Genomic DNA, 21,301 nt, shown 5'->3' on the forward strand with positions numbered 1-21,301 from the left:
CCCTTGTGGGAGAAGGTGGCGCGAAGCGCCGGATGAGGGGTATGCCTCCGCGAGCTCGAATGGAAAGGTGAACTCGCGGAGAGATACCCCTCAGCCGTCTCGCCGCTAACGCGGCGAGCCACCCTCTCCCACAACGGGAGAGGGTAAGAAAGCCTACGCCGCCACCACGCGCGGCGTCTCGGCGGCATCGGACGGCTGCACCGGCTTGCTCAGCATCGCCACCGCGCTGAAGCCGACGGCTCTAAGCTGCTCGCACATCTGCGCGCGCGCATCCGCCGCCATCGACGCATCGGGCACCACGACGGCGCGGGCATGGGCCGTCAACAGGTCGGCCGGCAGGTCCGAGGCGCTGCCGGCGTCGATCAGCACGTGGTCGTAAGCCCGCAGCAGCGCGTCGATCGCGAGTGCGACGCGCGGCGACTGCAGCAGGCTGCGGTCGAAGCCGGGACGGCCGGCCATCACCAGATGCAGCCGCGACAGCTTGTCCCGGGTGATGACTTGCGCGAACGAGGCTTCGCCCTGCATCAGTTCGGCAAGGCCCGGAGCCTGCGCATCGGCGGAGACTGCGGCAATGGTCGGCGAGGAGGCGGCGAGATCGACCACGACGACGCGTGCATCGCGCGCCAGGTTCCGCGCCAGCGTCAGCGTCGACAGCGTGATGGCCTCGCCGAGCGCCGTGCCGAGCACCGTGACCTTCTTGGCCGCAGTGCCTGCGGCACGCAGATCGTCGGCCAGACGCTCGATCTCGGCGAATTCACTCGTATCCAAATCGGCCGCCATCTCCGGCTGCAGCGGCGCGGGCTCCGCCAACACCGGATCGAGCATTGGTTCGCCGCCCCTTTCGACCACGGGCTCGATGGCCCGCTGAACGACCAGCGGCTCCTCGCGCACCGGCGTCTGCGCGGAGCCCATTGCCGCGCCCGGCGCGGTCTGGCGCAGCAACTCGCCGGTGACGACGACGCCGGACGAGAGCAGCAGCGTTGCGATCGTTGCGATCAGCACGATCGGCAGCTTCTTCGGATAGGCCGGCGTGTTCGAGACGATGGCGCGCGAGATGATGCGGCCGTCAGTCGGCGCGGTGTCGATGGTCTCGCGGGTGTTGGCCTCGCGGTACTTGGCAAGATAGGTCTCGAGCAGATCACGCTGCGCCTTGGCCTCGCGCTCCAGCGCGCGGAGCTGGACGTCCTGGCCGTTGGTGGAGGCCGCCTGCTTCTTGAGCTGCTCGAGGCTCACGGTGAGGCCATCGACCCGACCGCTGGCGATCCGGGCGTCGTTCTCGAGCGAGCGCGAGATCTTGGCGGCTTCATCGCGGATCTGATTGTCGAGGTCGCCGAGCTGAGCCTTCAGCTCCTTGATGCGGGGATGATTGCCGAGCAGCGTCGACGATTGCTCGGCCAGCTGCGCCCGCAGCGTCACCCTCTGCTCCGACAGCCGGCGCATCAATTCGGAGTTCACGACCTCGGACGCCTCGATCGGCTTGCCGCTCTGGAGCATCTCCTTGATCAGCCGTGCCTTGGATTCCGCATCCGCTTTCATCGAGCGCGCATTGTTGAGCTGGGTATTGACCTCGCCCATCTGCTGGTTCGACAGCGTGGTGTTGTTGGTTCCGACGAACAGGCTGGACTTGGAACGGAAGTCCTCGACCCTGGCCTCGGCGTCCGAGACCTTCTTGCGCAAACTCTCGATCTCGCCGGCCAGCCATTGGCTGGCGTTCTTGGCCTGCTCCTGGCGCGCGGCCTGCTGCAGCACGAGATAGCCGTCGGCGATCGAGTTGGCGACGCGCGCGGCGAGCTCGGGATCGGCGGACTGGAATTCGACCACGATCACGCGCGACTTGTCGACGGCGTAGGCCGAAAGTCGCTCGTAATAGGAATCGAGCACGCGCTCTTCCGGCGTCATCGCGAACGGATCGCGGACGATACCGACGAGCGCGGCAAGCGACTTCAGCGGCGAGATGCCCTGCAGCACCGGGTCGAATTCGGGGCGCTCGGCGAGCTTGTTCTTCTTGATGATCTCGCGCGCCAGATCGCGCGACAGCACCAGTTGCACCTGGCTGGTGACGGCCTCGGCATCGAGCGCCTGCCGCTCCTCGGTGCGGTCGCTGTTCGGACGCAGGAACACGTTCTCGCGGCCGTCGATCAGAATCCGGGTTTCAGATTTGTAGCGCGGCGTGACGAGATTGACGATGGCGAGCGAGGCAACGAGCGCCAGCACCGTCGGCACGATGACCCAGCCGCGCTTGCGCGCCAGGGCCGCACCGAGCGCGTGCAGGTCGATGTCGCCGGATTCGACCTGTCCAGGCTTGGCGATGACGGGCGCGGGCTTCGCTTCGGGCTTCGCTTCGATCTTGGCCTCAACCTTGGCTTCGATCTTTTCGGCTTCCGCTTCGCGCTTTTCGGCCTTCGTTTCGCTCTTGGGCGCAGCTTCGCCTTTGGACTTCGCGACGGCCCGCGCGATCACAGCCTTGTCCTTGCCGGCACGCCAGAACGCTAAACGCATCGAACACTCCCGCAGGGCAATGCTGCGACTCTACCTCAACCGGGGCGATTACACTCCATTAAGGTTGCCGCTGGGTTAATCGTGACGACCCGCGCCTTGTGCACGTCGACCCGTCACCGTTTGTTAACCACGAGGCCCCTTAATCCATCTCGATTTTTCACGAGAATTGTTCGGCAAGTCGCCGTCGAGCTGGTTTTGATCATGCCCCCCTCTCCCGACCGGCCGCTTCGCATCCTTCACGCCGTGCGCGCTCCGGTCGGCGGCATCTTCCGCCACATCCTCGACGTCGCCAACGGCCAGGTCGACCGCGGCCATCATGTCGGCATCCTCGCCGACCGCCTCACCGGCGGCGAGCGCGCCGACAAGGCGCTGACCGAGCTTGCGCCGCGCCTGAAGCTCGGCGTCCACCGCATGGCGATCCGCCGCGAGCCGTCGCCCGATGACGTCCTGGTATGGCTCCGCATGCGGCGGCTCATCGCCACGCTCAAGCCCGACGTGCTGCACGGCCACGGCGCCAAGGCCGGTGCCTTCATCCGCATGCGGCGGCGCTCGGACGACACGATCCGGATCTACACCCCGCATGGCGGCTCGCTGCATTATCCGCTCAACACCTTCAAGGGCGAGTTCTACGCGCGGCTCGAACGCGCGCTGATGGGCTCGACGGACCTGTTCCTGTTCGAGAGCGTCTTTGCCCGCGACACCTATCAGCGCATCGTCGGCATGCCCAAGGGCGTGGTGCATTGCGTCTTCAACGGCGTGACGCCGGAGGAATTCGAGCCGGTCATCACCGCCGAGGATGCGACCGACCTCTGCTATGTCGGCGAGTTCAGGCACATCAAGGGCGCCGACCTGCTGGTCGATGCCGTGGCGCGCCTGCACGACGGCGGCAAGAAGGTCACGCTCACGCTCGGCGGCGACGGCGAGGAGACGGCCGCGCTGAAGGCGCAGGTCGAGCGGCTTGGCCTCGCGAACGCCATCCGCTTCATCGGTCACGTCAAGGCGCGCTACGGCTTCTCCAAGGGGCGGCTGCTCGTCGTCCCCTCGCGCGGCGATTCCATGCCTTACGTCGTGATCGAGGCCGGCGCCGCGGGCATTCCTATGATCGCATCCAAGATCGGCGGCATTCCCGAGATCCTGGGCGTCGACAGCCCCGCACTGTTCGGCCCGAGCGATCCCGAGGCCATGGCGGAGGCGATCGCCGCAGCGCTGGACGATCCGCAAACCACCGCGCAACGCGCACTTTCCTTGCGCGAGCGCATCTCGGCGCACTTCTCGCAAGCCGCGATGGTCGAGGGCGTGCTCGCCGGCTATCGCGACGCATTTGCCAATCATTAACCATCCTTAAGTCCAGCTTTAGAGAATCTTCCGATTTGTTCGATAATCGAAGCGCCAGGGTATGCTTGCCCGGGCGCGCAATGCCGTGCCGCGGGTTCTGGAATGGACGTGAACGCCCGTGGAACCGCTCAACGCACGCTCGATGCTCGATGCCGCGGCCAGCGCTGCGGCAAAGCCTGCTGACCAGCCCTTCGTGGAGCGCCGTCGCCGGCTCTCGCCTGCCGCGCTCGACGTCGTCAAGCAGAAGGTCGCCCGCGCCTATTCGCCGATCGTGATCGCCGGCTTCGTACGCCTTACCGATTTCGCGCTGCTGAGCCTCGTCGGCATCGCAATCTATCTCGGCTACGTCATGCCGCTCGCGGGGGCGTTCAGCTGGATCTATCCAGCCGAGGTCATCGCCGTCGCCATCGCCGCCGTGGTCTGCTTCCAGGCTGCCGACATCTACCAGGTGCAGCTGTTCCGTGGTCAGCTCCGGCAGATGACGCGGATGATCTCGTCCTGGTCGTTCGTCTTCCTGCTCTTCATCGGCATCTCCTTCTTCGCCAAGTTCGGCAGCGAAATCTCGCGGCTGTGGCTCGCCGCCTTCTACTTCCTCGGACTCGCCGCGTTGATTGCCGAGCGCCTGGTGCTGCGCGCGCTGGTCCGCGCCTGGGCGCGCCAGGGCCGGCTCGACCGCCGCACCATCATCGTCGGCTCCGACAGCAACGGCGAGCAGCTGGTCGAGGCGCTGAAGGCGCAGGAGGATTCCGACATCCACGTGCTCGGCGTGTTCGACGACCGCAACGACAGCCGCGCGCTCGACACCTGCGCCGGCGCGCGCAAGCTCGGCAAGGTCGACGACATCGTCGAGTTCGCCCGCCGCACCCGCGTCGACCTCGTGCTGTTCGCGCTGCCGATCTCGGCGGAGACCCGCATCCTGGAGATGCTGAAGAAGCTCTGGGTGCTTCCGGTCGATATCCGCCTCTCCGCGCACACCAACAAGCTGCGCTTTCGGCCCCGCTCCTATTCCTATCTCGGCGAGGTGCCGACGCTCGACGTGTTCGAGGCGCCGATCACCGATTGGGACCTGGTGATGAAATGGCTGTTCGACCGTATTGTCGGCAGCCTTGCGCTGCTCGCAGCCCTGCCGGTGATGGCGTTGGTTGCGCTCGCGGTGAAGCTCGACAGCCCCGGCCCGGTGCTGTTCCGACAGAAGCGGTTCGGCTTCAACAACGAGCGCATCGACGTCTACAAGTTCCGCTCGATGTACCACCATCAGGCCGACCCGACCGCCTCGAAGGTGGTGACCAAGAACGATCCGCGCGTCACCCGCGTCGGCCGCTTCATCCGCAAGACCAGCCTGGACGAGCTGCCGCAGCTCTTCAACGTGGTGTTTTCAGGCAATCTGTCGCTGGTCGGCCCGCGCCCGCATGCGGTGCAGGGCAAGCTGCAGAGCCGGCTGTTCGACGAAGCCGTGGACGGCTATTTCGCCCGCCACCGCGTCAAGCCGGGCATCACCGGTTGGGCCCAGATCAACGGCTGGCGCGGCGAGATCGACAACGAAGAGAAGATCCAGAAGCGCGTCGAGTTCGACCTCTATTACATCGAGAACTGGTCGGTGCTGTTCGACTTCGTCATTCTCCTGAAGACGCCGGTCTCGCTGCTGACCAAGAACGAGAACGCGTATTGAGTTTCTCTGTCATGCCCCGCGTAGGCGGGGCATCCAGTACTCCGTAGCGCCAGTGGTTTCCACGATAGGCGCCGCGGAGTACTGGATCGCCCGGTCAAGCCGGGCGATGACGGCTGTGTTGTGGCGCATGAGTTGCGTAAGCGTATGAGCGTGTGATGGCGTATGCGGCGACAGCCGGTGGAGTGAACGTAGCCGCAACGGCCGCGCCCGGCGTGCTGGCGTTGCAGCGCGCGCTGGTGTGGCTGGTCGGCGCCTCTGGCGCCATCGTCTTCATCGAGCCGAGCCCCTACGAGATCGCGACGCTGCTCGCGACCGTCACCTTTTTCGCCACCGGCCTGCGCCTGCGTCTCGTGCTGATGCCGCTGCTGTTGATGCTGATCCTGCTCAATGTCGGCTACACCATCAGCGCGATTCCGCTGTACGAGCGAACGGAGGTGGTGAGCTGGATCGCGACCTCCTGGTACATGGCGGTGACCGTGGTGTTCTTCGCCATGGTCATCTCCGAGGACACCGAGGCCCGGCTCGACATGCTGCGACGCGGCCTCGTGGTCGGCGCGATGATTGCCTCGCTGCTGGCGATCGCCGGTTACTTCCACCTGATTCCCGGCGGCAACGACCTCTTGACGCTCTACGGCCGCGCGCGCGGCACCTTCAAGGACCCGAACGTGCTCGGCGCCTACTTGATCCTGCCGGCGCTGTTCGCGCTTCAGAGCGTGGTCTCCGATAAATTGGCCAAGGCATTCCGCAACGTCATCGCCTTCGGCATCATGTCACTGGCGATCCTGCTCGCCTTCTCGCGTGCGGCCTGGGGCGGCCTGGTGCTGACCTCCGCCTTCATGCTGGCGCTGATGGTGCTGACCAGCCGCACCAATGCGCAACGTTCGCGCATCGTCATCATGGCGATCGTCGCCGCGGTGCTCGGCCTCGCGCTGATCGCCGTGCTGCTGTCGTTCGATTCCACGGCGGAGATGTTCAAGCAGCGCGCGAGCTTCGGCCAGAGCTATGACGAAGGCCGCTTCGGCCGGTTCGGCCGGCACATCCTGGGTGCGGAGATGGCGCTCGATCTGCCGTTCGGCATCGGTCCACTGCAATTCAACCGCTACTTCCCCGAGGACACCCACAACTCCTACCTCAACGCCTTCATGTCCGGCGGCTGGCTCTCCGGCGTGTGCTATCCCGCGCTGGTGTTCACCACCGTCATCATGGGTTTCCGCCACGTCTTCATCCGTGTGCCGTGGCAGCGCGCCTACCTCGCGGTCTTTTCCGCCTTCCTCGGCACCGTCGGCGAAAGCTTCGTGATCGACACCGATCACTGGCGGCACTTCTGGATGATGCTGGGCGCAGTGTGGGGGATGATCGCAGCCGCGCAAGCCTACAAGCTCAGGTCCGGCGAGGACGCTTCTTCAGCTTGAGATCCGGCCGCTTTTCCGGCGGCGTGTCGAGCAGACCTTTCAGTGCCTCGGTCGCCGCGAGCGTGCCCTTGTATGCTTCATTGGAGAAGCGAAGCAGCAGCCGCAATTCCTCGTCGGAATAGCCGTTGCAGACGTTCTCCATCGCCTGCTGCATCGGCACGTAATACTGGCCGAGGCCGGCGATCGCCTCCGGCACGACCGTGATGAAGACCTTGCGACGATCCTTCTCGTCTCTTTCGCGCCGCACCAGGCCCGCCTTTTCGAGCCGGTCGACAACACCGGTGATGGCACCGGTGGTCAGGCCGGTGACCTCGGCGAGCCGCCCTGCCGTGACGCGGCCTTCGAGATACAGGATGTCCATGCATTCGAGATCGGAATTGGCAATTCCGGCAACGTTGGCAACGGTCTGTCCGTAGAGCACGCCCTGCGCGGAGGACCTGCGCATGGCGTCCTCGAGTTCCTGCAGCAGCGCAGCGCGCGCCTTCGTCCTTGACAAGGCCCACCTCATCTCTTAGGCAATATATATCTTAGTAACTAAGATATTTAGTGACCGTAATTTCTCTTAGCACCACGGAAACGTCGGGAGCAAGCCATGGCCCACCGTACCCGCAAGGCGCTGATCATCGGCGCCGGCATCGCCGGCCCCGTCGCCGCGATCCTGCTGCGCCGCGCCGGCATCGAATCCGCGATCTACGAGGCCTGGCCCTATTCGAAAGGGACCGGCGGCGGCCTGCAGATCGCACCGAACGGCATGCATGTCCTGGACGAGATCGGGCTGGCGAAGCAGCTGATCGACCGCGGCTCGGTCGCGGAAGCCTTCAACTTCTATTCGCAGGGCGGCGAGAAGCTCGGCTCGATCAACCGCGACCTGGCGCGGCGCTTCGGCCAGCCGGCCGTCAACATCGCGCGCGCCACGCTGAACGAGATCCTGATCGACAAGGCCTGGTGCGCCTCTGTCTCGCTCTATTTCGAGAAACGCCTGATCAAGATCGAGGATCGCGGCGACCAGCCGATTATCGCCTACTTCGCCGACGGCACCACCGCCGAAGGCGACTTCCTGATCGGCGCCGACGGCGTGCACTCGGTCGTGCGCCGCCAGGTGGTGCCTGACGGCCCGCAGCCGTTCGACACCGGCCTGATCGGCTTCGGCGGCTTCGTGCCGCACGCCGTGCTCGACGGCAGATCCAGCGGCCAGCACGTCGAAACGACCTTCGGCCAGAGCGGCTTCTTCGGCTACGGCTATTGCAGCTCCGATCCGAAAGACGGCGTGATGTGGTGGAGCACGCAGCCGGCGCACGGCATGGACGCGGCGACGTTCCGCGCGCTCGACCATGCGACGCTGAAGCAGCATCTGCACAGCTTCCATCACGGCTGGCATGATCCGATCCCCGCCATCATCGAAACGGCCGAGAACATCGTGGTCACCGACACGCTCGACGTCGCGACCCTGCCGACCTGGTCGCGCAAGCGTTCGCTTCTGATCGGCGATGCCGCGCACGCGACCAGCCCCCATGCCGGCCAGGGCGCCTCGCTGGCGCTGGAGGACGCGTTGCGATTTGCTCGGCTGATGCAGGAGGGCCAGGAGCTCGGCGCCACCTTCCAGGCCTTCGAGGCCGAGCGCCGCCCGCGCACCGAGAAGATCGTCGCGATCGCCCGCCGCAACGGCAACAGCAAGCGCGAGTTCAGCGCCACCGGCGCCTGGATGCGCAATCAGATGCTGAAATGGCTGCTGCCACTGGGTGCCAAAGGCATGGACTTCATGTACGCGTATGATGCCAGGGCGGTGTGACAGAGACGGTGCCGTAGGGTGGGCAAAGCGCAGCGTGCCCACCACCGAGAGATGGTGGGCACGGCGCGTTGCGCCTTTGCCCACCCTACGAGAGCCAACCTAGCTCTCCACTTTGAACGTCAGCCCGGCATTGTCCTGCAGCCGCTTGATCAGCTTGTGCTGCATCGCTGCGCCCGGCGTCCAGAAGCCGGCGGGAACGTCGCTCGCATCGCGCAGCAGGCAGATGGCGCATTCGGAGATCATCTTCGAGGTCGAGCCGTAGCCGGGATCGCGGTCGCCGGTGACGCCGGCGCGGACCATGCGGCCGTCGGGGGCGATCGCGACATAGAGCAGGTTGAACAGGCCGTTCTCCCGCTCCTCCTTCGACGGCCCCTCGCCCGGCTTCGGCGCGTTCGGGCCGGTCTTCTCGGCATTGGCCGCCATCACGCGCTTGGCGTTGGCCTCACCCTTCTCGCCGGGGCCAGTCAGCACCATCTCGTCGTAGACGAAGTCCTTCCCGTAGGGAAAGCCCATCAGCATGTTGGAGCGATGGACGTTGCGGGTGTTGATCAGCGCCATCATGAACGGCGCGGCCCAGGATTGCAGGTCCTCCTCGAAGACCGCCCTGTTGCCCTTGGGCTGCTTCGGGCCGGTGAAATCAGGCGTCAGCGCGAAGTGGTCGTTGAGGATGGCGACGAGGCTGAGATCCTTGGCGACGGCGTCGAAGGTCGCCTTCGCGCTCGCCGCCGTGCCGCCTGACAACGTGCCGCGCATGTCGCGCACGCGGCCCTTCACGCGCGGTGCCGGCGCGCCGAACACGCGCCTGGCTTCCTCCTGCACGAAGAAGGTGCCGAGCTCGAACGGCACGGAATCATAGCCGCAGGAGAACACGATGCGCGCGCCGCTCGCCTTGGCCGCCGCCTCGTACTTGTCGATCATCTGCCGCATCCAGACCGGCTCGCCGCAGAGATCGAAATAATCCACACCCGCAGCGACGCAGGCAGCTAACAGGTCCTCGCCGTAGAACTGGTAGGGGCCGACCGTCGTGATCACCGATTTGGTTTGCGCCACCATCGCCTTCAGCGACGCCGCATCCGACGCATCCGCCACGATCAGCGGCGTGTCGGCCGGCGCGCCGATCGCATCGCGCACCGATTTCAGCTTGTCGAGGCTGCGGCCCGCCATCGCCCATTTCAGCGCCTTGTCGTCCTTGTAATGCGCCGCCAGATATTCGGCGACGAGCTGGCCGGTGAAGCCGGTCGCGCCGTAGACGACGATGTCGAATTTCGCAGAGCTCATGATCGGCCTTTACTTCTTCGCGTAGCTCACGCCCATGCCGGCACGGACGTCGCTTTGAATGCCATAGGGCGGGATCGGGTAGCGCAGGCCGTTCTTCGCCAGCGCCTTCATGCCCTCGATTGCCTTGGCGAGATGCGAGGGCTTCAATGCCATCAGCATCTCCTCGTCCGGCACGCCGCCATAGCGCCGTTCGGCATAGCATGGCAAGGACAGGCTGGGCTCCCCGGTCTTGAGCGCCCGCCCCCAGGAATCCGCGCAGGCGGTCTCGCCGACCACGCCCCATTCGAACTTCTTGTAGCCGGTATATTGCAGCCCGTTGATCAGGATGATCATCTGCCCCGGCGTCGCATAGACGAGGCAGATATCGGGAGGATCGAGCCGGCCGCTCGCGAGTGGGCTGACGGCGAGCGCCTGATAGTGCCCGAACGGAACCACGTCCAGCGCCGCCTGGCGCTTGCGCGCGTCCTCCGCCGTGCCGTGCCAGACCCCGACATAGTTTTCGCCGGCGAGCCATTTCTCGTCCTGCGGCGCAAGACCGATCACCGCGCGGCATTGGGCGCCTACGAGATCGTCGGCGGTGATGCCGACGGTCCAGCCCAGGCGCGCGGCCATGCTGACAATCTGATCGGTGGTGTGAATTGCGTTCGGGCGGCGGATCTTCGGGATCGCCTCCATTTCTGCGACGCTCGCGAACAGCTTCATGCCGATCACGTTCGTCTTCAGCCGCAGCAGGCTGTTGAGATCGGCGACGAGGCCGGCAAGGTCGATCCTGCCCGTACTCTGCTGTTGCATGGCTTCCTCCGCGCCGGCGATGGTGCGCCGCGTATTCTTGTTTTGCGGCTTTGTTCTAGTCCCTGCCCGGTCCCGGAAGCAACTCGGAGATCCTGCCCATCAGACGGTAAGCGGTAAGACCGATCCACTCGCGCACCGCAACTTCGGTTCGTCTCAAGCCGTCCGCGCCCATGTTGGTGAAGGAGAATAGATCCTCACGTCCCCCCATCCGCCAGTCCACCGGATAGGCCTCGACGTCAAATCCGGCCTTGCGGAAGATTCCCATCGAGCGCGGCATATGGAAGGCCGACGTCACCAGGAGCCAGCGCTCGCCGGGCTTTGGCGATACCAATTGCTTGGTGAAGATCGCATTCTCCCAGGTGTTGCGGGAGTTACGCTCGAGGATCAGGCGGTCCTTCGCGATGCCGAGATTCTCCAGGATCGGCGCGGAATAGTCGGCCTCCCTGGCCTCGCTCGACACCAGGTTCGCGGAGCCTCCGGTGAAGACGATGCGCGCATTGGGGTAGCGGCGCGCAAGCTCGGCCGGCGCAAACAGACGATCGGCCGCGTGCGCGACGACCGGCGTGCGATGCGCCGCCGACAGATCGGTGTCGACCGAGCCGCCGAGCACGATGATGCCGTCGGGCGCGCCGCGCGAGGCGTCCCACGCCGGGAAGCGCGACTCCAGCGGGTAGATCAGGAGATTGCCGAGCGGCGAGAACGCTGCGAGCGCCAGCAGCACCAGCGTGGTCACGGCAAGCCGGCGGCCAAACGCGGCAAAGCGCGTCGCCATCAGCACGACAGATACAATTCCGAGCTCGACCAGAAGATTGATCGGCAGCAGCGCGACGCCAATGGTCTTGGAGAGAGCGAAAAACAGAGGAGCCTCGCTGGAATGATCGTGCCTGCCATGCGCGGGCTTGGCCGGCACGGCCTTGTTCGGAAATCCTTCTTGAAAGAGGATCGATCGCCGGGTCAAGCCCGGACCGATCAAACCAACCGGACGCGGCAAATGACCCATCATCACCTGCATTCCAGCCCCGAAACCTGCCATTGGGGCTTCTTCGAAGCCGCACTCGAGCCCGTCCTCACCGTGGCCAGCGGCGACGAGGTGACGGTCGACACCATCAGCGGCGGTCCCGACATGCTGCCTGATCGCGACAGGTTTCACATTCCGCCCGAGATGCACGAGGTTCATGCCAGGAGCGAACGCATGCTGCCGGGCCACATCCTCACCGGTCCGATCGCGATCGAAGGGGCCGAGCCCGGCGACGTGCTCGCGGTCGAGATCCTCGACGTGCAGCTCCGGCAGGATTGGGGCTGGAACATGATCAAGCCGCTGTCCGGCACCCTGCCCGACGATTTCCACGAGACGCGGATCCTGAACATTCCGCTCGACCGTACCACGATGGTCGGCCGCATGCCGTGGGGCCTCGACCTGCCGCTGAAGCCGTTCTTCGGCGTGATGGGCGTATCGCCGCCGCCAGCCTGGGGCCGCATCTCCTCGCTGATCCCGCGCGCGATGGGCGGCAATCTCGACAACAAGGAGCTAGGAGCCGGTGCGACGCTGTATCTGCCGGTGTTCGTGCCGGGGGCGATGTTTTCCTGCGGCGACGGCCATGGCGTGCAGGGCGACGGCGAGGTCTGCGTCACCGCGATCGAGACCGCGCTGCAGGGCCGCTTCCGCCTGACGCTGCGCAAGGACCTGAAGCTCGACTACCCCCGCGCCGAGACGCCGACGCATTACATGACCATGGCGATGGACCCCGATCTCGACCAATGCGTGGTGCGCGCGCTGCGCGACATGATCGCGCTGCTCGGCGAAACGCGAAATCTGTCGCGCGAAGATGCCTACACGCTATGCAGCCTCGCCGCCGATCTCCGGGTGACCCAGACCGTCAACGGCGCCAAAGGCATCCATTGCATGATCGAAAAGGCGATCGTGCACGGCTGAGCCGCCGCGCCCTTTCCTGACCTGCCGACATCACGCCGCCGCCCGGTCTTCCCGGCGGCGCGTCGTGATGTGTCCGATTCTCAAGCGATTCCAATCACGTGAGCTTCCGCCCCAGCGCTGATTTGACTTCCACCCCCGAACCTAAATAGAGTCTTAATCGTTACTTTTATGTACCCGAGTAAGAGGCTAGCGTTCGGGCCATGGCCACCGAAAAAGCCGAGACTGACCGCATTCCCGTAACCTTGGCGCTCTCGACCATCGCGTATCTGGAGAAGCTGGTGAGACAGGGCACCCACGGCACCAGCGTTCCCGGCGTCGCACGGACATTGATCGAGGAAGGCATCCGTCTCGCCATCAAGGACGGTCTTCTGTCGATCCGCGACAATGGCAGGACGTGAGCGCACCCGGTACGTGAGGCGGGCGGATCTCGAGACCGCGGATGGCCGACATCTGCAACCTGGGATCGCCGACAAATGCCTGTTCTCTCACCGACCTGGACCGACGAACGAATCGAACTCCTGAAGCAGCACTTCGAGGCCGGCCTCTCCTGTCGCGAGATCGCCGCCGACATCGGCGTCAGCCGCAACGCGGTGATCGGCAAATTGTCGCGGCTCAATCTGACGCGCGGCCGGACGGTCGACGACCGAAAGGTCCAGGACAAAGGCCTGGCGCCGGCGCGGATGCGCAAGGCCGTGCCGCGGCTGCAATACGAGATGCTCGCCTCGATCTATGGCGAGACCGATGCGCCGGTGTTTGCCGGCCCAATCGACGAGGCCAACCGCTGCTCGTTGCTGGAGCTGTCGGAGAATCGCTGCCGCTGGCCGATCTCGACGCCGGGCGCAGCCGATTTCTGCTTCTGCGGCAACACGGCGCCGGACGGCCAGCCCTATTGCGCCGGCCACAGCCGCCTCGCCTATCGGCCGGCGGCGCGCACCCGCGTGATACGCGGCTGACGTTGCGGGCATCTGGACAACAAAAAACCTCCGGCGGGGCATCGCCGGAGGTTTCTGGAGGCTTAGCATGAAGCTAAGAGCCGCAACTTTCGTATCTGGCTGGCAGTGATATAGCTTAGTAGCTCAAGTAAGTAAATAAGTTTGACGCGACGGAATCGCATGGCTCGCCTTCGTGTTCCGCAACGGCATTCGATTTTCCGAAACTCTTGCCATGAAAAACCCCGGCAGTTTCCCGCCGGGGGTCTCCGATCGATTTGCGGGATCGAGGATCAGAAGTTGCGCTGAGCGCGCAGCAGCATGCTCACCGAGTCCTGGTCCTTCAGCTCGTACACGGCCGCCGGCTTCGCAGCGCTGGCAATGCCCGGGCTCGCGATGAAGCCGGAGTACTTCTGGTCCAGACGCGACCAGCTCAAGTCGGCAGTGAACGCCAGGCCCTTGACCGGGGTCCACACGGTGTTCACACCGACCACCGCGAAGTTGAAGTCCGGATTACAGGTCGAACCGGCCAACCCGATTGCGGCGAAGTTGGTGCAGATCAGGGCCTTGCCCGTGTTGCCGTACTTCAGCTGGGCGTAGCCACCGTAGATGGCGCTGGCCCAGTTCGGGCTCCAGTTGTGGGTATAACCGCCACGGAAGCCCCAGGTCTTGACGGTATCGATGCCGGTACCGGTTCCGAACACGCCGTCGGCGAGACCGGCGAACCCGGTGCTCTGATACGCGCCGGTGCCGCTGCCGCTGAACATGAAGAAGCTCTGCGGGAACAGGCTCTGGAAGTTGTAGCGGGTCGCACCATCGGTGTAGACGGCCTGCAGGTTGATGACGTCACCCGCGCCGGTCGGGATGTTCTTGATCGACAAGGCGCCCTGCACGGCCCAGCCCCACTTGTCGGAGGGATGACCGGTGACTTCGGTCGCGCCGTAATAGGCTGAATGCAGCTCATGGGCCGCGACCGAGATCTGCGCCAGACCCCAGGCCTGGTCGACACGAACCTGACCGATCACCTCGGGCATGCGCGTGCCGCCCCAGGCGCTGGCGCCATAGACGCCGGTCACGAACTGCGCCGCCGTACCCGACGACACGTTCCAGAGGTTCGACTGACCATTGTTCGCCGAGGTCTCGTCCTGCAGCGCGAACGAAGCAGTGATGCCCTGGCCGAAGTCAGCCGTGTAGGCAACCTGGTTCACGCCGTTGACGTGGTTGGAGCCGCCCGGAAGGGTATCGGGGCCGCCGGCCGGATAGCTCTGCCAGGGAGCGTCGAAGATCGAGACCGTGCGGCCGAAGGTGAAGCCCGCGAACTGGATGAACGCATGGTAGAGACCGAGCGAGGCCGAACTGGTCGAGAACGCCGACGGGTTGCTGCCGGTGACGTTCGTGGAGTCGTAGCTGACCACCAGGTCGGCGTAGGTGCGAACAACGCCGTATTCGGTCGCCGTGCGGGTATCGATGTTGAAGTCCAGACGAGCGCGGCTGTAGTAGTAGTTGGTCAGACGGTTGTTGGACCCGCCGTTCACACTGCTCGAGCTGTTCCTGAAGCCATAGTCGCCGCCGCCGCCGAGAAGCATGTCAGCGCGGATGTAACCACCAAACTTGATGCAGGTATCGGTGCCCGGCATGTAGTAGAAACCCGCGCCGTAGAGCGAGCAGATCTTCACGTATTCGACTGCCTTGGCCTTGACCGGAAGATCAGCCGCCTGAGCTCCACCAACGGCGATCAGTCCCGCCGCAGTGCCGAGCAAAAGGCTCTTCACCACTTTCATTTAAAACCTCCAAGTTGCTCATTTCACGGAGACCGGACCGTGAGGCCCCCCAGATCCCCGTCTCTTCATCAAATCCGCTCGGCCGCTTCGCGTTTTCGGACGTACCTGCATTCGCGAGGGACGTGAGCGAACCACCTGCAACGGGACGATCGAGAACCCCCCACCGTCGGGATCAATATGCCCGCGCCGTTCCGTTAATCAAAATAGTTTATTAGATCAGCTTTGTGGTTTCACTAACCCTGTGGCCGCAACGCAACACCGGTGTTGAGCCAAAAAGCCTGATCGGGTCATATTTGTAGTTTTCGTGACACCATTACCCTGCTCTGCACTTGCGTCAGAGCAGAGTTGCGTGGACTATGCCCGCCGAAAATGAGCCGGAAAGAGTATCAGCTTGCGGGAGTGACGCTGTGTCCGCGACGAGGAAGGAAGGCGCGCGCCTGCGCACCATCGGCAACCTGGATATCATCAGGCGATTCACCTGGGAGATATCGTCGATCAACATGTATCTCGAGGAGCTGCGTCAGTTCTGGGCGAGGACGCTCGGCATCAGCGGACCGCAATGGCTGATCCTGATGGCCATCTCGGACCTCGACAAGGACGACGGCATTCCGGTCAACGTCGTGTCCAAGCTCCTCCACGTCGATCCGTCCTTCGTCACCACCCAGTCCAAGCTGCTGGAGAAGAAGGGCCTTTTGCGCCGCCGCCCCTCGCCGACCGACGCGCGCGTGGTCCGGCTATCCCTGACCGAGAAAACGCAGAAGCACCTGGCGAGCCTCAACGAGCAGTACAAGACCATCAAGGAATTCGTCTTCCAGGAGTTCGACGAGGCCGAGCTCGCCGAATTCACCACCAAGCTCGCGACGCTGAAGACCCGGCTGGAAAAGGCCTGCGTCCGCCTCAGCCTGGACCTCTGACGGCTCGCCGCTAGATCCGCCCCGCGCCACGGAGCCGCGATTCCAGCCAGTCGAATATATATTCGTTGGCAAGGCTCGGATTGTCGGCATGGGCCTGCGCGGCGCCGGTCTCCGCCGCGGTGAACACTTTCAGCGTGACATCCGAGCTGCCGAGCCGGGAATTCCGGACGAGCTGACGCGCCCGGTCGGCCTTGAGCCAGCCGTCCTCCCCGAGCGTGATCAGCACCGGGCAGTCGGCGCTGGAGGCCATCAGCGGCGCATGCGGCACAGGGACGATGCTGACGTCGCTCATCGCGAATCGGCTGGCGAAAAAGGCCCGCTCGTGCAGATCCCACAGGCCGCCGTCGCAGACGGCGGCGGCAAGCCGCGGCTCCTGCAGCACCGCGCGCGCCACGAAGGACGAGCCCCAGCCATCGGCGATGATCCCGACCCGCGCGAAATCGACGTCCTGCCGCATCTCCAGATAATCCATGACGCCGGGGATCGCGCTCTCGAGATCCTGGCGCCGCAATAGCGCCTCGAGAAAATCGTCGCGCTGGTCGCCGAACAGGTCGAGCGCCAGCATCGAGAAGCCACGCTCGCGCGCGTGCGGCACGAGCTTGAACAGAAATTCTTCCTTGCGGTGGCCGGGCTCGCCGATGCAGATCACGGTCGGCGCCGGCTCCTTCCCCGATGGCGCAGGCAGGAAGTATCCCTGCAGCGAGTGCCCGTCGAGCCAGGGTATCGTCACCACCTCGCCGGCCGGGCTGCGCGCGGCGAGATAGCGGCGCGCGCATTCCTGCATGGCCAGCACGGCGACCCAGCGGCGCTCGTCGGCGGGATCGAGCGGCATCGCTGCGGCACCATAATAGTTCATGGCGCGCAGCCAATTGCGCTGCGCACTGGCGCGGTGGCCCTCCGCGAACGCGGTCTCCGCGCGCTGCCGATTGGTCTGCGCCAGCTTCTTCCACTCGCGGTGCCAGGAGCGGTCGTCGCCGCGCTTCAGCTGCCGCGCGATCATCAGGCATTCCGCGATCGTGGCGCCGCCCTCCTGGGCCGCCGCGAGCAGCCGCGTGAACTCAGCTGAAATGTCCTCTCGCTCCGGGCAAAAGGTCCAGTCGTCGGAGAGGCAGGCGGGCATCATTGGGAGCTACGCTCTAATCGTCGCGTTACCCCGATTGACTAAACCATTTTAAGTCGCCGACCAAGCCGGCGCGCGTGTCATTACAGGCATGTGAGATCAACATCGCTTGAACATCGTCATGACGGATGGGTGACATTCCAACAGCTCATAGTGCGCGACGAACATTGGCAGCAGCTGACACATAGAATTGTCCGAGCATCTCTTGCCATGACGACCATCATAGCCATATTAGCGCGCCTCGTTGGCGCGCTAACGAATATGACCCCTGGCGGCGGCGTGCGCGCACGCCTCTCCTTCGAGACGGCGCTGACGTGCCTCCTCGGGTGCGATGGGTGGGCGCCCCGGCAGCGGCCTCAACCAAGCCGCCAGCCGACCTCCTGCGTAAAACTTTCGAAGAAGGCGCGGTCATAGGCCTGCTCCGGCGCGGCGCGCACGCGCTCGTCGAGAAGCTTGGCGTCCTCGCCGACCAGAATGCGCCACCGCTCCGCCTTGACCCCGTCGAGGATGATCTTGGCGGCTTCTGCCGCCGTCGTCGGCGCATCCTCCAGGAAGCTGCGGGCGCGCTCGGCGAACGCCGCCTGGATGTCCTCGTCCGACATCCCGTCGGCATCCGGCACGCCGGCCGCGACCATGCGCTTGCGGGTCAGCGCGACCTCATCGGCATTGAGCCGCTCCGAGCCGTCGGCGCTCTGCACCTTGCGCGAGTTGGAGACGATCGAGGTGCCGATATGGCCGGGCATCACCACCGAGCATTTGACGTGCGGCGCATGCAGGCGCAAATCGTTGATCAGCGCTTCGGTGAATCCCTTCACTGCGAATTTGGCCGCACTGTAGGCGGTGTGCGCCTGGTTCATGCCGATCGAGGCCCAGAAGCCGTTGACGCTGGCGGTGTTGACGATGTGGGCTTCGTCCGCGGCCACCAGCATCGGCAGGAAGGTGCGCACGCCGAGATAGACGCCGCCCCAGCAGATGTTGAAGGTGCGCTCCCATTGCTCGCGGGTGTTGGTGAACAGGCTGCCGCCGCCGCCAATGCCGGCATTGTTGAACAACAGATGGATCCTGTCGGTCTGCTGCTGCTCGGCGAGCTCATCGCGAAAACGCTTCAGATGGTCCTCGATCGCGACGTCGGCGACGTGCGTCGTGACGCGCAGCCCCTGCGGCAGCTTCTCGGCCTCGCACAGCCGCTTGGTCTCGGCCATCGCGGCCTCCGAGACGTCGCACATGGCGACGTTGCAGCCCTCGGCCACGAGCTGCCGCGCGAGCTCGCGCCCCATGCCCGTGCCGCCGCCGGTGATGACTGCGATCTTTCCAGCAAAATCCTTCATGGGACTTCGGTCCCTCCCCTTGTCGGTGTGTTTCTTGGTCACGGCGCCGCTGACCGCGGCGCGCGCAAAACTGTAGCAGCGCGACATCCGCGGGTAAAAGCCGTGCGCTGCCCTCTTCGCCTTCGGTAATTTCGGCGGGCGGACTACGCGCGATGTTGCGCGCGGGCCTTGTGAAGTGGCTCATAGGCGACACGGCCCGGATAATCGATCATTCCTGAGTATTTTCCAGCGGGTTCCCCGTATTTGTCCGGCTTCGGGTTAATGGCAATTTTTCTACAATCCGAATCGCCAAATGGGGGTGGACGCTGGATTGAGTCGGCCAGGCCAGCGTGTTGTTTGCGTGTCACAGGCTCTGGCACTCCGCTTGCATCCTCTTCGTGGTCAGAAACAACCAACGAGGTGATAGGAATGTTCGTGACCGTCGTTGCCGTGCTTTGCCGGCTGGGCGCAGCCAGCTCAGGCAGTTGCGTCGAGGAAATCGTGACCGACAGCAACATGACACCCGAAATTTCGCTGATGCAGTGCGCGATCGGCGCACAAGCGCCTCTCGCGAAGTGGATGGGTGAGCATCCGATCTATCACGCGAACTGGCGCCTCGAGCGCTACAAATGCGTGCCGGGTCACTATGAGATCAAGGGCCACGCCTAAGGCCCCGCAAAACCACTGGTACCGAGACCACGGATACCAGAACGTTCAATCCAAGAGGAAACGCCCGGGGGCCGCTTATTCCCTCCGCGCGGACACAGCGCCAGACCGATCACGGCAGCGCTCTGTGACAATGATCACGCCCCCTCTAAGCCACTTCACGCAAGATGATCGCGCGTGCCCGCCGTCCTTCCGGCGTCGGCATCAGCGCGAAGTTGTGCGGCTGCTCGCGCAATAGATGCAGCTCGACCGGCACGCCCACCGCCCTCGCCCTTGCGGCAAGATCGACGCTGTCGGGATAGAGAAGATCGCGGGTGCCCGAAAAGATCGTCATCGGTGCGAGCGCGTGGAAGCCGCCGTTGAGCGGGCTGACGAAGGGATGGCCGACTTCGAGCTCGCCGGCATAGAGCCGCGCGGCCTCGACGATGCCCGGAATATCCTGGATCGGATCGCGCGCCGCGATCGCAACCTGCTCCGGACGGCCGACCGAGGCATCGGCCGCGGGCGAGATCAGCAGCAACCGGCTCGGCTGCCGATGACCGCGATCGCGCAGCCATTGGCAGGCGGCGAGCGCAAGCCCAGCGCCGGCCGAATTGCCGACGACCGTCACTTTTGCATCGCCAGCGTCTTCCAGCAGCATGCGCAGCAGCTCGGCCGTCGCCGGCACGACGTCCTTGGCGGTCGCCCGCGGCGCCAGCGGGTAGATCGGCACGACGCAGCAGATTCGCGCCTTGCGCGTCATCTCACCGATGAAGCGCCAATGCGCCGGCGCGATCTCGTTGATGTAGCCGCCGCCATGCAGGAACATGACGTAGTTGCAGCCCTCGTGGCCTGACGCCGGCTCGGTGTAGTAGACCGGCCAGCCGCCCATCTTGGTCAGCGTCACCTCGACGTTGCCGACCCCGATCGGCTCGTGAGAGGCCGGCGCCAGCGCCAGCTTCTGCACACGCGCCAGCACCGCCTCGGCGGATGCGAGCTGCTGCTTGTAGGGAAGCTGCCGCAGCAGCAGGTTGAGGGCCCGGCTTTGCAGGCTTGGTGCTGGATCGCGCGGCGCCCGCGCGCCGAATACGCAGCCGCCCGGACAGAATTGGAAGGCCGATACAAGTCTCGCAACGCTCATCGCCACATCCCCATCCGGCTGTTTCGACCCGGCGACGAAGAGGGTTGCCGACCCGCCGCCATTGGTCGATATAATGCGAGCATTGACTCGCTTTTCCTACTCGCATTCAGATCACAAGTCCGTGGCCCGCAAACCGTCCACAACACCCCGGAAAAATGCCTCGCAGGAGCGATCCCGTGCCACCGTCGACGCGCTGGTCGAGGCAACTGCTCGCATTCTGGTCAAGGAAGGCTTCGAGAAGGCCAGTACCAACCGCATCGCCGAGATCGCCGGCGTCAGCGTCGGCTCGCTCTACCAATATTTTCCCAGCAAGGAGGCACTCGTCGCCGCCGTGATCGATCGCCACAATGATGCGATCATGAATGTCGTCCGCGCCGCCTTCGCGGAGGTCGCCGACCTGCCGATCGAGATGGCCGTGCACCGCCTCGTCACCGTCGCGATCGAGGCCCATCACATCGACCCGAACCTGCATCGCGTCCTCGCCGAGCAGATCCCCCGCTCCGGTCACCTCGCGGAAGTCGAAGCCTACAGCCACGAAATCCACGCCCTCGTGCGCACCTATCTCGAACGCCACCGCAGGGAGATGCGCAAGATCGATCCCGCGCTCGCAGCATTCATGTGCGTGAGCGCGATCGAAGCCATCGCGCACAACACGGTGCTGAACGGAGAGATGCTGTCGGAGAAGATGGTGAAGGTGCTGGTGGACGAGACGACGCGGATGGTGGTGGGGTATTTGAGGTAGCGGAGCCTGAGATTA

Annotated in this window: 19 protein-coding genes; 10 read left to right on the plus strand and 9 right to left on the minus strand. The window is 64.8% G+C overall.

All coding sequences use genetic code 11. From position 1 onward, the window contains the following. Positions 1-153: 153 nt before the first annotated feature. On the minus strand, positions 154-2,499 hold the full coding sequence (locus tag I6F37_RS01555; protein ID WP_225150094.1) for an exopolysaccharide transport family protein: 2,346 nt from the start codon (positions 2,497-2,499) through the stop codon (positions 154-156). Positions 2,500-2,700: 201 nt separating this feature from the next. Here I6F37_RS01555 and I6F37_RS01560 point away from each other — a divergent pair, with 201 nt between their 5' ends. The 3 genes from I6F37_RS01560 to I6F37_RS01570 all read left to right on the plus strand — a co-directional run bounded on the left by I6F37_RS01560 (position 2,701) and on the right by I6F37_RS01570 (position 6,915). Then, on the plus strand, positions 2,701-3,834 hold the full coding sequence (locus tag I6F37_RS01560; RefSeq protein ID WP_225150096.1) for a glycosyltransferase family 4 protein: 1,134 nt from the start codon (positions 2,701-2,703) through the stop codon (positions 3,832-3,834). Positions 3,835-3,952: 118 nt separating this feature from the next. Continuing rightward, entirely contained in the window at positions 3,953-5,503 is a 1,551-nt protein-coding gene (locus I6F37_RS01565) for an undecaprenyl-phosphate glucose phosphotransferase (RefSeq protein ID WP_225150098.1), read from the plus strand. 155 nt (positions 5,504-5,658) lie between these two features. After that, the gene (locus I6F37_RS01570) at positions 5,659-6,915 is read left to right on the plus strand and encodes an O-antigen ligase (protein WP_225150100.1); all 1,257 of its coding nucleotides are present in this window, start codon (positions 5,659-5,661) and stop codon (positions 6,913-6,915) included. Here I6F37_RS01570 and I6F37_RS01575 read toward each other — a convergent pair. Then, positions 6,884-7,360 (minus strand): MarR family transcriptional regulator, encoded by a 477-nt coding sequence (locus I6F37_RS01575; RefSeq protein WP_050995948.1) that lies wholly within the window; start codon positions 7,358-7,360, stop codon positions 6,884-6,886. The genes I6F37_RS01570 and I6F37_RS01575 overlap by 32 nt on opposite strands. 147 nt (positions 7,361-7,507) lie before the next feature. Here I6F37_RS01575 and I6F37_RS01580 point away from each other — a divergent pair, with 147 nt between their 5' ends. Beyond that, positions 7,508-8,704 carry an FAD-dependent monooxygenase gene (locus I6F37_RS01580; protein ID WP_225150102.1) on the plus strand — a complete coding sequence of 399 codons (1,197 nt, stop codon included), beginning with the start codon at positions 7,508-7,510 and terminating at the stop codon, positions 8,702-8,704. A gap of 99 nt (positions 8,705-8,803) precedes the next feature. On the opposite strand, the gene I6F37_RS01585 is transcribed toward I6F37_RS01580, so the two are convergent. From I6F37_RS01585 to I6F37_RS01595, 3 genes are read right to left on the minus strand one after another with little or no spacing between them, the layout of a single operon-like run. Beyond that, on the minus strand, positions 8,804-9,982 hold the full coding sequence (locus I6F37_RS01585) for a trans-acting enoyl reductase family protein (RefSeq protein ID WP_225125136.1): 1,179 nt from the start codon (positions 9,980-9,982) through the stop codon (positions 8,804-8,806). Between the two features lie 9 nt (positions 9,983-9,991). Further along, positions 9,992-10,774, minus strand: a complete 783-nt coding sequence (locus I6F37_RS01590) for a DUF169 domain-containing protein (protein ID WP_225113075.1) — start codon at positions 10,772-10,774, stop codon at positions 9,992-9,994. A gap of 55 nt (positions 10,775-10,829) precedes the next feature. Further along, on the minus strand, positions 10,830-11,597 hold the full coding sequence (locus I6F37_RS01595) for a YdcF family protein (RefSeq protein ID WP_036010382.1): 768 nt from the start codon (positions 11,595-11,597) through the stop codon (positions 10,830-10,832). Positions 11,598-11,765: 168 nt separating this feature from the next. On the opposite strand from I6F37_RS01595, the gene I6F37_RS01600 reads away from it, so the two are divergent. The 3 genes from I6F37_RS01600 to I6F37_RS01610 all read left to right on the plus strand — a co-directional run bounded on the left by I6F37_RS01600 (position 11,766) and on the right by I6F37_RS01610 (position 13,660). Further along, complete coding sequence (locus tag I6F37_RS01600) at positions 11,766-12,707, plus strand: acetamidase/formamidase family protein (protein ID WP_225143247.1); 942 nt, start codon at positions 11,766-11,768, stop codon at positions 12,705-12,707. 200 nt (positions 12,708-12,907) lie between these two features. Then, on the plus strand, positions 12,908-13,105 hold the full coding sequence (locus tag I6F37_RS01605; RefSeq protein ID WP_024341172.1) for a hypothetical protein: 198 nt from the start codon (positions 12,908-12,910) through the stop codon (positions 13,103-13,105). 75 nt (positions 13,106-13,180) lie between these two features. After that, the gene (locus tag I6F37_RS01610; RefSeq protein WP_225147196.1) at positions 13,181-13,660 is read left to right on the plus strand and encodes a GcrA family cell cycle regulator; all 480 of its coding nucleotides are present in this window, start codon (positions 13,181-13,183) and stop codon (positions 13,658-13,660) included. A 269-nt stretch (positions 13,661-13,929) separates the two neighbouring features. Here I6F37_RS01610 and I6F37_RS01615 read toward each other — a convergent pair whose 3' ends face one another. Continuing rightward, positions 13,930-15,417, minus strand: a complete 1,488-nt coding sequence (locus I6F37_RS01615; protein ID WP_225150104.1) for a porin — start codon at positions 15,415-15,417, stop codon at positions 13,930-13,932. Between the two features lie 407 nt (positions 15,418-15,824). Here I6F37_RS01615 and I6F37_RS01620 point away from each other — a divergent pair, with 407 nt between their 5' ends. After that, a complete protein-coding gene (locus I6F37_RS01620; protein ID WP_036010395.1) occupies positions 15,825-16,331 on the plus strand; it encodes a MarR family winged helix-turn-helix transcriptional regulator in 507 nt (168 codons plus the stop codon). A 10-nt stretch (positions 16,332-16,341) separates the two neighbouring features. Here I6F37_RS01620 and I6F37_RS01625 read toward each other — a convergent pair whose 3' ends face one another. Next, positions 16,342-17,454 carry a S9 family peptidase gene (locus tag I6F37_RS01625; RefSeq protein ID WP_036010398.1) on the minus strand — a complete coding sequence of 371 codons (1,113 nt, stop codon included), beginning with the start codon at positions 17,452-17,454 and terminating at the stop codon, positions 16,342-16,344. 353 nt (positions 17,455-17,807) lie between these two features. Next, positions 17,808-18,779 (minus strand): SDR family oxidoreductase, encoded by a 972-nt coding sequence (locus I6F37_RS01630; protein WP_036010412.1) that lies wholly within the window; start codon positions 18,777-18,779, stop codon positions 17,808-17,810. Positions 18,780-19,187: 408 nt separating this feature from the next. Here I6F37_RS01630 and I6F37_RS01635 point away from each other — a divergent pair, with 408 nt between their 5' ends. Continuing rightward, complete coding sequence (locus tag I6F37_RS01635; RefSeq protein ID WP_025036674.1) at positions 19,188-19,427, plus strand: hypothetical protein; 240 nt, start codon at positions 19,188-19,190, stop codon at positions 19,425-19,427. A gap of 145 nt (positions 19,428-19,572) precedes the next feature. On the opposite strand, the gene I6F37_RS01640 is transcribed toward I6F37_RS01635, so the two are convergent. Next, positions 19,573-20,544 (minus strand): alpha/beta fold hydrolase, encoded by a 972-nt coding sequence (locus tag I6F37_RS01640; protein ID WP_225150106.1) that lies wholly within the window; start codon positions 20,542-20,544, stop codon positions 19,573-19,575. A 121-nt stretch (positions 20,545-20,665) separates the two neighbouring features. Here I6F37_RS01640 and I6F37_RS01645 point away from each other — a divergent pair, with 121 nt between their 5' ends. Continuing rightward, entirely contained in the window at positions 20,666-21,286 is a 621-nt protein-coding gene (locus I6F37_RS01645) for a TetR/AcrR family transcriptional regulator (RefSeq protein ID WP_225150107.1), read from the plus strand. Positions 21,287-21,301: the final 15 nt, after the last annotated feature.

This window comes from Bradyrhizobium sp. NBAIM08, assembly GCF_020193935.1.
Classification (GTDB): Bacteria; Pseudomonadota; Alphaproteobacteria; order Rhizobiales; family Xanthobacteraceae; genus Bradyrhizobium; species Bradyrhizobium yuanmingense.